We start from the raw sequence: 11054 nt of genomic DNA, 5'->3' as shown, positions 1-11054 counted from the left end.
CGGCACTTCCCCGCCATGGCGGGGAGGTACGCCGGCATCCGGCGGCAAACGCCTGCACAACCACGCCACGGTGGGTTGTGGCGGGTCAGGATTCGGCGCGGACGGCCGGCGACGGCGTGTCGAGGAAGGCTCGGGGGATCACGATGATCCGCTTGTCGACGCCAGTCGACTCAGCCAGCGTGCCGTCGGGATGCGCCTGCACCATCTCGTACGTCACGGTGTGCTTGGTCATCCGGATCGGTTTCAGCCATCCCGGGGGCCAGGCCACGCTCCCCCACGGCCCCTGAACCTCGAGCCACTCGCCCGCGGAGCCGGTGACGGCGGCACCTATCGGATAGATCCCCGATATCCGTCGCCCCCCGGTGAGCCACCAGACGGGTAGGCCGAGCATCGCCAGCGCCACGAAGAAGACACCCCCCGTGAAGGAGCCGATGGCAAGCTGCATCGCGATGTTGAGGCCCATCACTGCTGGCAGCAACCACGCCGCGAGGCCGAACTGCGCCCGTATCCAGGCCCGGACGAGCCGCCACCGCAATGCGCGGTCGAGGACGGTCGGCACCCCGGCCATCGGGATCTCCGTGGGCTTCCGGTCCGTCCGCGCGTCCAGTTCGCGTCTGATCTTAGGCCCGATGAGCTGAGCCGGGAAGTCGATCGACCGCGCCACCTCGTCCGGCCCGGTCGGAAGGTACTCGGGGACAGTCAGCGTCCTCGGGCTCTTCTGCCGGCACCGCACGAGCACCGGCCCCGCCTCGACCTTCGTCAACCGCGACCATGGGTAGAAGGTGAGTCGGCTGCGCGTGCGCACACCCAATCCGCTTCCCGTCGCCCAGGCGTGAGCGTGGCGCCGACAGGGAGCTCACGCTCCACCCGACGGCGTACGGTCACCAGCGGCATCGCCACGTTGAGAGGCAGGATGAGGACTCCCACTGCCACCACAGCCGCCATCGCGAACGTGTCGCTGACGACCCCTCCGAACGCATCCTGTGCACCGAGCCAGACGAAGCCTGACGCCAGCACCGGCACTCCTAGTGCCACCAGCCAGTACGCCCCGCTTCGCACCCGCAAACCCATCAGAGCCCGCTTGAGCCGCCGCTGATCGTCGATCGTGACCGTCCAGTCCGTCACCGAGCCCGGCACCACATCCGCATCCACGGGCGGCCCTCCTCAGCGTCCCCGACCCCAAAGTCGTCGCAGCGTACTGGATACCCAGGAGGGAATGCCGAGAAACCTGGGGTGGATACCCGGATCAGTCGGGATCGGGGCGGATCCAGCCGTTGGCGAGCCCCGCACGGACGATGGCGTCGGTGGCGGCACCAAGGGTGGTCGAGGCGGCGACGACGCCGGCCTCGCGAGCACGGACCCGGGACTCGGTCGCACCGGGCATGCCCCAGGTGCCACCGCGGTTGAGCCAGTTGAGAAGCATCGGCTCGAGGCGGTCCATGGCCTTGCAGAAGCGTGCCTCGGGGGTCTGGGCGGCCTCGAACTCGTCCCACAGCGCCCGGATCTCCCCCGCCTGATCAGGCGGGAGCATCGTGAAGAGGCGGTCTGCGGCGGCGATCTCACGCTCGACCTGGTCGACGACCGCAGTCGGGTCGAAGACCGGGCTGTCGCCGGCGTAGATCTCGACCATGTCGTGGATGATCACGAGCTTGATCGCGTGCCCGACGTCGATCGGCTCGTCGGCGTACTCCGCGAGCAGCAGCACCATCAGCGCCAGGTGCCAGGAGTGCTCGGCGTCGTTCTCGCGGCGGTCGGCCGCGGCCAGCGGTGAGGCACGCAGGATCGTCTTCAGCTTGTCGGCCTCGGCGATGAACTCCAGCTGAGCCCGCAGCCTCCCACCGATCTCGTCGGGGAGCGGGTTCAGGTCGATGATCAGATCCTCGTGAGCGTCAGCCATGGGACGACCCTCGCATGCTTGCGTACGTGGGGTCTCGACAGGCTCGACCACCGGCGTCTGCCTCAGCGAGCCGGGAGGGCGCGCCTGGAGCGGCTCACGTAGGCGGAGCCCTCCGGGCCGACGACGGCGTAGGAGTCGCCCAGACGGGAGTTGTACTCCAGGTGGGCGCGGCCCCAGAACATGCCGATCCGGATGCCGCCGTACATCCCGGGAGCGGTGAACCAGGCCTCGTCGGGACCGCCCTCCTCGGAGATGAGCCGGACGTCGAACGTACGCAGCTGGTGCTCGCCTCGGAACTCGGCGGTCAGCTCGGCGAGCGTCGTGTTCACGTGCTGGTTGACGCCATCGAGGTTGTCACCGAGCGGCGTGCCCGGGCGGAAGTAGGGGTCGAGCATGTCGAGCAGGTGCTCGTGACCGCGGCGCTGGGCGAGCTGGTAGGGCGTCTCGCCGTGGGCGGTGGGCAGAGACCTGACGCCACCCAGCGCGAGCAGCTCCTGGACCGTCTCCCGCGGCGCACCGAGGTAGGCGGCGTGGTGGAGCGGCGTGAACATCGACTCGCCGCCGATCTTCCAGGTGTTCACTCCGACGGTGTAGTCGTTGCGCACCTGCGAGAGCGCCCGGCGCCAGTCTCCCTGCGCGGCCGCATCGGTGAGCGAGTCCCTGGCCTTGACCGCTGCGGGGCCGTAGGCCTCGCGAGGCATCAAGATGCCGTCCCATGGCAACGTCGTGGTCATAGTTGAACTTTCGCAGAGATCAAGCGGTTGCGTGATGAAGAGCGACGATCCCGGCTGAGAGATTCGTCCACGTCGGCGACTGCCAACCTGCTGAGGACAGCATGTCGGCGAGACCTGCCTGGTCGGGCCATGCCCGGATCGACTCGGCGAGATAGACGTACGCTTCCGGGGAGGAAGACACCGCTCGCGCGACCGGCGGAAGCGCCCTCATCAGATATTCGACGTAGACCGTCCGGAACGGCTTCCAGGTTGGGTGCGAGAACTCGCAGACCACGATCCGTCCGCCAGGTCGGGTGACCCGGCGCAGCTCACGCAGGCCGGCCTCGGGGTCGACGATGTTGCGCAGGCCGAACGAGATCGTCACCGCGTCGAAGGTCCCGTCGCGGTAAGGCAGCTTGGTGCCGTCACCGGCCGTGAACGGCAGGTGCGGCTTCGCCTCCTTGCCGACCCGGAGCATGCCGATCGAGAAGTCGGTGGGGACCACGTCGGCGCCGGCGTCCAAGAACGGCTGGGACGAGGTGCCGGTGCCGGCGGCGAGGTCGAGCACGAGCTCGCTCGGCTTCGGGGCGACGGCCTTGATGACCTCGCGTCGCCAGCGTCGGTCCTGGCCGAGCGAGAGTACGTCGTTGGTGAGGTCGTAGCGCTTGGCCACCGCGTCGAACATGCGACGAACCTCGCCGGGCTGCTTGTCCAGATCTGCTCGGGTCACGGGCTGATTCTGTCTCGGGTCTCCGTCAGGCCCGAACTCAGGCCAGCTTCTCGAAGATCTCGTCGGCGTACTTCGCCGCGTCTTCCTTCGACGCGGCGGTCGCCTGGACGGTCAGATCGCTGGAGGCGTGCGAGCAGGTCGCCTGGGTCTGACCGCTCTGCTGGTCGGCGCTGGAGTAGCAGACGTTGTCGCCCACCTTGGAGACCTCGCCACCGCCGTAGTAGGCGCTGCCGTCGCCTGCGAAGGCACGGATCATCACGGACTTCTTCATGTCGTCGGTGATGTAGGTGCGCGAGGCCATCGAGAACCCGAGAGCGTCGGAGACGTTGCGGTCCTCGGTCTTCGAGCTGGCGGCGTTCTGCTTGATGAACAGGTCCAGCTGCTCCTCGGACGCGCCCTGCTTCTTGATCACGTCGAGGTCGTAGGAGGACTTCTTGTCGGCCGGCTTGTAGCCGCCCGACAGAGTCTCCGGGAGCGTGATCTTCACACTGGAGTGGGATTCGGAGTCGCCAACCCACCGTGGCAGGCCGACGCCCAGCACGACGAAGAGGGCCAAGGCGATGATGCCGAGGGTGATGCCGTTCTCTGCGATGAACGACTGCTCTTTGTTGGTACTCACGCCAGCGCACGCTACAACCCATCTGGTGATGGATGACAAATGGGGCGTCCATGCCACATACATCACTTCGACTCGTCGCCGCCGACACCACGCCGATACGCTGGGGGCGTGAGTGAGTCGGAGCAGCAGTCCCTGGTAGCCACGACCGTGGCCCTCGACGCCGGGTCGGAGACGCTCGAAGACCTGCTCGCGCTGCTTCCTGCGCGCCGGCGCGTACTGTCCTGGGTCCGCCACGGCGAGGGCCTGGTCGGCTGGGGCACCGCCGCCGAGATCCGTACGTCCGGACCGGAGCGGTTCGCGCACGCCGCCAAGTGGTTCGAGGAGCTCGCCGCCGTCTCCACGGTGTCGGACGCCGTGGGCGAGCCCGGCACCGGCCTCGTCGGGTTCGGCTCCTTCGCCTTCGCGGACCTGCCGGGCTTCTCCGTCCTCAAGATCCCTTCGGTCATCGTCGGCAAGCGTGGTGACGTCGCCTGGGTGACCACCGTCGGCCCGGCTGCCGCGCCGCCTCCTCCGCTGGCTCCGACGCCCTCGCCGGAAGCCCCGCGCGACGTCGTCTTCGCCGACGCGTACGTCGACGGCGAGCACTGGATGCGGATCGTCGCCGACGCCGTCTCCCGGCTCCAGGACGGCGACCTCGACAAGGTCGTCCTCGCCCGCGACCTGCTGGCCGCGGCCAGCGCCCCGATCGACATCCGGGCCGTGCTGCGGCGGCTGGCCGCTGCGTACCCGACCTGCTGGACGTTCCACGTCGACGACCTCTTCGGCGCGACCCCAGAGCTGCTCGTGCGCCGCGAGCGTGGCCTGGTCACCTCCCGGGTGCTCGCTGGCACGATCTGGCCGACCGGAGAGGAAGCCCATTCGAAGGGATCCAGCGACCACGCCCTCGCGGCGTCGCTGGCCGAGTCGTCGAAGAACCTCGAGGAGCACGAGTACGCAGCCAGGTCGGTCGCCGACGCGCTCGAGCCGCACTGCTCCTCGATGAACGTGCCCGAGGCGCCCTTCGTGCTCAAGCTTCCGAACGTGATGCACCTGGCCACCGACATCACCGGCGTGGCCAGCGACGGCGTGAGCTCGCTCGATCTGGCGGCCGCGCTGCACCCCTCGGCCGCGGTCGGCGGCACCCCGCGCGAGGACGCCGTCGCGCTCATCGCCGAGATCGAGTCGATGGAACGTGCCCGCTACGCCGGGCCGGTCGGCTGGATGGACGCCACCGGCGACGGCGAGTGGGGCATCGCGCTGCGCTCGGCCGAGCTGATCGACGACCGCACCGCCCGCCTCTTCGCCGGCTGCGGCATCGTGGCCAGCTCCGACCCGGAGACCGAGCTGGCCGAGACCCAGGCCAAGTTCGTCCCCATCCGCGACGCGCTCTCCTGAGCAGCCCCGTCCGGAGAGGGCGCCCGGCGGGTGGGCCGCCGCGATAGATTCGGCGACATGAGGATCACGAAGTTCGGCCATGCCTGTGTCCGGATCGAGCACGACGGGGCGGTGGTGGTCGTCGACCCCGGTGTGTTCTCCCAGCCCGAGGCGCTGGACGGCGCGACAGCGGTGTTGATCACCCACGAGCATCCGGACCACTACAACCCGGCCCTCTTGGAGGGCAACGACGCACCGGTCTACACCATCGGCGCGGTCGCGGCGCAGATCCTGAAGAGCGCTCCCGCGGTCCACGAGCGGACCACGGTGGTGAAGCCGGGCGAGTCGTTCGACGTCGGCCTCCCGGTCACAGCGGTCAACGAGAAGCACGCGGTGATCCACGCCGACCTGCCCCACTTCGACAACTCGGGCTACCTGATCCAGGCCGGGGACACGAAGATCTTCCACCCGGGCGACGCACTCGACGGCCCCGGTGAGACCGTCGACGTACTCTTCCTGCCCGTCTCAGCCCCGTGGGCCCGCTCCGCCGAGCTGATCGACTTCGCCCGCGAGGTCGGCGCCTCCCGCACGGTCGCGATCCACGACCGGGTCTACTCCGAGTTCGGCTCCGGCGTCTTCGACACCCAGGCCGCCAACCTGATCCCTGCCGAACGCGGCTACGTACGTCTCGCGGACGGAGCTGACCTCTGATGGCCCTCATCGCAGTCCTCTACACCTACAACGACCTCCCCGACGTACGCGCCGAGCACCTCGACGCCCACCGGGCGTTCCTGGCCGGCCGCCCCGACTTGGTGCTCTCCGGCCCCACCTCCGACGGCTCCGGCCTGCTCCTCTTCGAGGGCGTGATCGCAACTGTCGAGACGGCTGTGGACGGCGACCCGTTCCTTGCGGCCGGGCTGATCAAGGAGCGCCGGGTCTTCGAATGGACGCCGGTCCTTGGGTCCTGGAAGGACCAGTTGGGGCTCTAGGTCTTCGTTGGTCTCGGGGTCTGGGCCGGTTGGCTGGTCGTCTTCGTCGGGTTGGGGCCGCCGACCCGTTATGGATGGTGTTCACGCCGAATCCCGGAGTCAAGGCGATGTATCGAGCTTGTCGAGATGACGGCCTTCGGCCGCCGGCTTCGCCGGTCGCCTGCGGCGATCCTTGACACCGTGATCCGTCGAGAATTTTGGCTGGCTATCGGGTCGGCGGCGGGGTGTGGCGCAGCCAGTCTGGGCTGGGTACGGGCTTGGGGACCGGGGTTGGCCGGTCCTGCCACGGGAGGTTCGTGGGGGCGCTGTACTAGACGATGACACCTCGTGAATTTTTCACAAGGTCGAGTGCACCGGACCCGGAGCGATCAAACGCGACGGCTGAACCGGATCCGTCCATCCGGAAGACGCTCATAGTCGTAGTTCGGGTCATGGATGCGGCGATGATCGCTGGGACACAACAACACCATGTTCGCCAGATTCGTGAGCCCGCCTGCCGACCACGGTTTCAGGTGGTGTGCTTCGGTCCAGGCCGCTGGTGCATCACAGTCTTCGGCTTGGCAACACTTGTCTCGCAGCCGGAGTGCTCGGTGTTGGACCGGGGGCGCGAGGCGGGTGGAGCGGCCGAAGTCGAGGATCTCGGAACCTGTGCCGAGCACGACGGGGATAAGGTCGGCGTTGCAGGCCATCCGGCGGGCCTCGGCAGCGGTGATCTTGTCACCGTCGAACCCCAACGCGGCGGTGCCGAGGTCGTTGCGGAGGTCCTCGACGTCCATGGTGATGAACACCGTGGTCGCGTGGCCACCATGTCGGGGGAGCTGGTCGACGTCGTAGGTCTCAACGATCCGAGCGAAGGCCTGGCCCAGCAGCCGGTCATACGGTGCTTTGCGGCCCCGGTCCTCGGCAGAGAGCTTCCTCGGCTGGGCCAGGGAGTCCAGGAGGGTGCGCAGCCTCATCCCGACCGCGTAGGAGACCCGGGCGTGGATGTCTACGGTCCCGTCGCCGTTGGCGCGGGAGGTGAAGAACGTGCGCCGTTGGGCGTGTTCTTCCTCCCGCTGCAACGCTTTGGCCTCGGCGGCCTCGAACCGTTCGGGGTCGACCTCGACCAGGATCCGCTTCCCGATGTTCTTGAGGTCGTCAGCGGTCAGCCGGGTGGCGTAGTCGACCAACAGCTTCTCCGCGTAGGCCAGGTCATCAGCACTGGCTGCCGGGTCGGCTTCGACCGCCTCGAGGGCCTTGGTGATCACCCGGGCTTTGCCTTGGGACACGACACCTTCAGCGAGGCCGGCCGCAACGAGCTCGTACTTCGCGAGCGTCGCGGCCAGTTTCACTTCGGCGCGGCCGATCTTCTTGTCGACGAGGAGCTCGGTGAGCATCCACCCCGAGACGTCCTTCGCGCCGGTCTCTTCGGCGATGTCACCGGCAGCAGCGAGGATCCGCAGCTTCAAAGCGGCTTGCTTGGCCTGAATGATCTCCAGACGCTTCAGCCGGTCTTTCTTCTGGCTGGTGCGCCAGTAGGCGGGGTCTCTAGTGAGCATGTTGTCGAGGGAGGATTCGAGGACAGCGAGCTCTGCGTCGATCGCATCGGCGGGGTTGGTGCCCCAGTGGTTGATCTCGGGTTCGAGATTCATCGCCGCCCCTCCTCTCTGGTGTGTGTAGAGGCGTGTCGTGGTGGGTCTGATTCTACTCGTTTCGACCGCTCAATTCTACTTATATTCGCAGGTCAAACCTTGTTTTCGCGGTGAGCGAACGGCCTCGGTCCTGTGGATGGTAAGTGGCCCGAAGGGCCACCCTCCCACCCCTCCAACAGCACCGTTCCGAAGCAAGATTGCGCTGCGCCATACCCGGGCCGCCGCCCCGATAGCCAGCCAAATCTTTCTCGACGTGGTCCGGTGTCAAGGATCGCCGAAGGCGACCGGCGAAGCCGGCGCCCGAAGGGCGTCCTTGACTCCGGGGCAGGTCGAGAAGACCGTCGAAGCCGGGTCGGCGGCCCTGTCCGGCCTTCGGGTGGGACGATCCGGCAGGGAGGTCTCGACAAGCTCGACCACCGGGGTGGGACGATCCGGCAGGGAACTGTGTTGGTCTCGACACGCCTCCGCCTAGCGGCTCCGGCGGCTCGACCAGCGGAGGTCGGGCTCTCGACCAGCGGAGGTCGGGGTCTCGACCAACGGGGATGGGGTCTCGACAAGCTCGACCACCGGTGAGGACCCCAGAGGCGAGAAAGTCTCGACGAGCCCGCCCCCGGGGAAGAAAGGATCACCCCAACGCAAGCGCCCGAAGACGTTCCAGCGAACCGTTGAAGGTGTTCTGATCCAACGGCGAAGAGGTGTACTGCCAGAAGGTGTAGTACCCCCACCCAGCCGGCAGAGTCCCCGGCGTAGAGGCATAGCGCGCGATCCACAAAGGATGAGCAGCCGAGAACTGCGAGGTGTTGCCGGTGCAGGTCGTCCACCAGTCGGTGGTCGTGTAGATGACCGCGTCGCGGCCGGTGCGGGCACGGTAGCGGCTCAGGAAGGCCGAGATCCACGAGCGCATCGAGGCTTGCGACAGGCCGTAGCAGGTGCCGCCGCTGTAGGGGTTGTACTCGATGTCGAGCACCCCGGGCAGGGTCTTGCCGTCGGCCGACCAACCGCCGCCGTTGTTGACGAAGTAGTCGGCTTGGGCAGCGCCGCCGGAGTCGGACGGGTTGGCGAAGTGGTAGGCGCCGCGGATGAAGCCCTGGCTGTAGGAGCCGTTGTACTGCTGCGGGAAGTAGGTGCTGTTGCGGTAGTAGGTGCCCTCGGTCGCCTTGATGTAGGCGAACCGTTTGCCCTGGCCCCACCAGTAGGCCCAGTCGACATTGCCCTGGTGACCAGAGACGTCCATGCCGCTCACCGTCGCCTGCGCGGTGATCGGGGTGTCGCTGGGGGAACCGCCCTTGGCGTGCGAGCCGGGCGTCGACCAGCCGACGTACGCCCCGTGCTTCAACGTGACGCCGTGGGACCTCGCCTTCTGGGTGAGATGGCGGTCGTCTTTTTCGGCGGCGACGGCGGACTGGGTCGGAGAGAGGGAGACAGCAAGGAGGAGACCGGCGGCTACGGCGGTCACTCTCATGGATCTGCGGCGCGAAGGACTCATGGGGTAGGCCTTTCCCGAGGAGGAGAGTGCATCGGCAGACATCAGCTCGAACGAAGCGTCCGGCCACAACATGGTCCCGCAACCCACGTCCCCCGGGGGCTATTTTCCGGTAACCAAGTTACTCAACCGAACGGTTGACAAACGAGGAATCTGCAACCTAGGCTCTTATCAACCAAATGGTTGAGAAATGGCAGGAGATGAGCGGCTGATGAGCGAGGACAGGCTGTCCCGAGTCTTTGCGGCACTGGCCGACCCGACCCGGCGCGACCTCGTCGCCCGGCTCTCGTCGGCCGACGCGACGGTCGGCGAGCTGGCGGAGCCCTACGACGTCAGCCTCCAGGCGGTCTCCAAGCACCTCAAGGTGCTCGAAGAGGCTGGCCTGGTCAGCCGTGAGTCGCGCCGCGCCCCGGTACGTCTGGAAGCGGAGGTGTTCGACCTCATGACGAAGTGGATCGACCGATACCAACAGCAGGCCGAGGAGCGCTACCGCCGCTTGGACGCACTGCTCGAGGAGATGCAGGACAGCACACCACGAAGAGCATCACGAGGACCATCAAGAGAACAGGACGCATCATGACCACCACGAAGCACGAGACCACGATCGAGGCCTCCAAGGAGGCACCGACGATCACCATCGTCCGCGAGTTCGACGCTCCTCCGGAGCTCGTCTTCCGGGCCCACGCCGAGAAGGAGCTGTACGCCAAGTGGGTCGGCCCGCGCGACATCGGCATGAACATCACCCAGTGGGACTTCCGCACCGGCGGCTCGTGGGCCTACTCGGCCGAGCGTGACGGTGACGAGTTCACCCAGTTCTTCGGCAGCTTCCACGAGGTGCGCCAGAACGAACGCATCGTGCAGACCTTCACCTGGCGTGGCGCGCCCGACGGCGCCTCTCTGGAGTACCTCACCTTCGAGCCGCTCCCCGGCGGCCGCACCCGCCTCACCGGCCTCAGCGTCGTCGAGTCCTTCGAGACCCAGGCCGCGATCATGTCCAGCGGCATGGACCAGGGCGTGACCCAGGGCTACGAGCAGCTCGACGACCTTCTCGAGGAGATCTCATGAGCGTCGCCGATCTGAGCGCGCGCGAGCAGCACGCGTACGACGCGGCCCGATTCGCCGAGATCGTCGACTCCGTCCGATCCGCCGAGGACTGGACCCGCCCCAGCCCGGTTGCGGCCTGGACCGCGCTGGACGTGGTCTCACACCTGATCGAGTGGTCGCGCGGCTTCATTCAGGGGTCGGCCGGCGTGGAGCTGGCACCGCTCGACGTCGCGGCCGACCCGGCCGCCGCCTGGAAGACCCACACCGCCGACGTACAGGCCCTCTTCGACGACCCCGCGGGCCGGATGGCCTCCAACCCGCACATGGGCGACAAGCCGCTCGACGCGACGCTCTCGGAGATCTACACCCCCGACATCTGGATGCACTCCTGGGACCTCTCCCGAGCCCTCGGCCGCGACTTCGACCTCGGCTCCGAGCGTGCCGCCGGAATGCTCGCCGGCGCGACCGCGATGGAGGACGCGATGCGCGCCTCCGGCCAGTTCGGCCCCAGGTTCGAGGTCCGCACCGGCGCCCCTCCCCAGGAGCAGCTCCTCGGCTTCATCGGCCGAGACCCCTACTGGAAGGGCTGAGCCTC

The 11054-nt window shown here is 67.7% G+C and carries 14 protein-coding genes; 6 read left to right on the top strand and 8 right to left on the bottom strand.

Features of this window, described 5'->3' with window-relative positions:
* Positions 1-85 precede the first annotated feature (85 nt).
* From BJ988_RS26695 to BJ988_RS26670, 6 genes are all read right to left on the bottom strand, one after another.
* On the bottom strand, positions 86-805 hold the full coding sequence (locus tag BJ988_RS26695; RefSeq protein WP_179660859.1) for a hypothetical protein: 720 nt from the start codon (positions 803-805) through the stop codon (positions 86-88).
* On the bottom strand, positions 760-1152 hold the full coding sequence (locus BJ988_RS26690; RefSeq protein ID WP_179660858.1) for a hypothetical protein: 393 nt from the start codon (positions 1150-1152) through the stop codon (positions 760-762). Before BJ988_RS26690 ends, BJ988_RS26695 begins: the two co-directional genes overlap by 46 nt.
* 94 nt (positions 1153-1246) lie before the next feature.
* Positions 1247-1897 (bottom strand): HD domain-containing protein, encoded by a 651-nt coding sequence (locus BJ988_RS26685; RefSeq protein ID WP_179660857.1) that lies wholly within the window; start codon positions 1895-1897, stop codon positions 1247-1249.
* Positions 1898-1959: 62 nt separating this feature from the next.
* On the bottom strand, positions 1960-2631 hold the full coding sequence (locus BJ988_RS26680; protein ID WP_179660856.1) for an ankyrin repeat domain-containing protein: 672 nt from the start codon (positions 2629-2631) through the stop codon (positions 1960-1962).
* A gap of 19 nt (positions 2632-2650) precedes the next feature.
* Positions 2651-3340, bottom strand: coding sequence for a demethylmenaquinone methyltransferase (locus tag BJ988_RS26675; protein WP_179660855.1), 690 nt, complete (start codon positions 3338-3340; stop codon positions 2651-2653).
* Positions 3341-3377: 37 nt separating this feature from the next.
* Positions 3378-3959 (bottom strand): hypothetical protein, encoded by a 582-nt coding sequence (locus BJ988_RS26670; protein WP_179660854.1) that lies wholly within the window; start codon positions 3957-3959, stop codon positions 3378-3380.
* A gap of 108 nt (positions 3960-4067) precedes the next feature.
* Between BJ988_RS26670 and BJ988_RS26665 the strand changes: the two genes are divergently transcribed.
* From BJ988_RS26665 to BJ988_RS26655, 3 genes are read left to right on the top strand one after another with little or no spacing between them, the layout of a single operon-like run.
* Positions 4068-5333 carry an isochorismate synthase gene (locus BJ988_RS26665; protein WP_179660853.1) on the top strand — a complete coding sequence of 422 codons (1266 nt, stop codon included), beginning with the start codon at positions 4068-4070 and terminating at the stop codon, positions 5331-5333.
* Between the two features lie 57 nt (positions 5334-5390).
* Positions 5391-6023, top strand: coding sequence for an MBL fold metallo-hydrolase (locus BJ988_RS26660; protein WP_179660852.1), 633 nt, complete (start codon positions 5391-5393; stop codon positions 6021-6023).
* The gene (locus BJ988_RS26655) at positions 6023-6301 is read left to right on the top strand and encodes a YciI family protein (protein WP_179660851.1); all 279 of its coding nucleotides are present in this window, start codon (positions 6023-6025) and stop codon (positions 6299-6301) included. The genes BJ988_RS26660 and BJ988_RS26655 overlap by 1 nt, the downstream gene beginning before the upstream one ends.
* A 368-nt stretch (positions 6302-6669) precedes the next feature.
* Here the strand turns inward: BJ988_RS26655 and BJ988_RS26650 are convergent, their stop codons facing one another.
* Positions 6670-7932, bottom strand: a complete 1263-nt coding sequence (locus tag BJ988_RS26650) for an HNH endonuclease signature motif containing protein (RefSeq protein WP_179660850.1) — start codon at positions 7930-7932, stop codon at positions 6670-6672.
* Positions 7933-8557: 625 nt separating this feature from the next.
* Entirely contained in the window at positions 8558-9394 is an 837-nt protein-coding gene (locus BJ988_RS26645; protein ID WP_218861775.1) for a GH25 family lysozyme, read from the bottom strand.
* 232 nt (positions 9395-9626) lie between these two features.
* Between BJ988_RS26645 and BJ988_RS26640 the strand changes: the two genes are divergently transcribed.
* The 3 genes from BJ988_RS26640 to BJ988_RS26630 are packed head-to-tail and all read left to right on the top strand — an operon-like array spanning position 9627 to position 11049.
* Positions 9627-9995: an ArsR/SmtB family transcription factor gene (locus tag BJ988_RS26640; RefSeq protein ID WP_179660848.1), complete on the top strand. Its 369-nt coding sequence runs from the start codon at positions 9627-9629 to the stop codon at positions 9993-9995.
* Positions 9992-10480: an SRPBCC family protein gene (locus tag BJ988_RS26635; protein ID WP_179660847.1), complete on the top strand. Its 489-nt coding sequence runs from the start codon at positions 9992-9994 to the stop codon at positions 10478-10480. The genes BJ988_RS26640 and BJ988_RS26635 overlap by 4 nt, the downstream gene beginning before the upstream one ends.
* Positions 10477-11049 (top strand): TIGR03086 family metal-binding protein, encoded by a 573-nt coding sequence (locus BJ988_RS26630; protein ID WP_246321583.1) that lies wholly within the window; start codon positions 10477-10479, stop codon positions 11047-11049. Before BJ988_RS26635 ends, BJ988_RS26630 begins: the two co-directional genes overlap by 4 nt.
* The last annotated feature ends 5 nt before the right edge of the window (positions 11050-11054 follow it).

This window comes from Nocardioides panzhihuensis (assembly GCF_013408335.1).
Taxonomy (GTDB): Bacteria; Actinomycetota; Actinomycetes; order Propionibacteriales; family Nocardioidaceae; genus Nocardioides; species Nocardioides panzhihuensis.
The sequence above is the reverse complement of the archived record's forward strand: the minus strand, read 5'-3'. Positions and strand labels throughout refer to the sequence as shown.

Excerpts from the sequence above, each read along its gene's own strand:
- BJ988_RS26660 (WP_179660852.1), top strand. The coding sequence starts at position 5,391 with ATGAGGATCACGAAGTTCGGCCATGCCTGTGTCCGGATCGAGCACGAC.
- BJ988_RS26635 (WP_179660847.1), top strand. The coding sequence starts at position 9,992 with ATGACCACCACGAAGCACGAGACCACGATCGAGGCCTCCAAGGAGGCA.
- BJ988_RS26655 (WP_179660851.1), top strand. The coding sequence starts at position 6,023 with ATGGCCCTCATCGCAGTCCTCTACACCTACAACGACCTCCCCGACGTA.
- BJ988_RS26685 (WP_179660857.1), bottom strand. The coding sequence starts at position 1,897 with ATGGCTGACGCTCACGAGGATCTGATCATCGACCTGAACCCGCTCCCC.
- BJ988_RS26650 (WP_179660850.1), bottom strand. The coding sequence starts at position 7,932 with ATGAATCTCGAACCCGAGATCAACCACTGGGGCACCAACCCCGCCGAT.
- BJ988_RS26645 (WP_218861775.1), bottom strand. The coding sequence starts at position 9,394 with ATGAGAGTGACCGCCGTAGCCGCCGGTCTCCTCCTTGCTGTCTCCCTC.
- BJ988_RS26640 (WP_179660848.1), top strand. The coding sequence starts at position 9,627 with ATGAGCGAGGACAGGCTGTCCCGAGTCTTTGCGGCACTGGCCGACCCG.
- BJ988_RS26630 (WP_246321583.1), top strand. The coding sequence starts at position 10,477 with ATGAGCGTCGCCGATCTGAGCGCGCGCGAGCAGCACGCGTACGACGCG.
- BJ988_RS26680 (WP_179660856.1), bottom strand. The coding sequence starts at position 2,631 with ATGACCACGACGTTGCCATGGGACGGCATCTTGATGCCTCGCGAGGCC.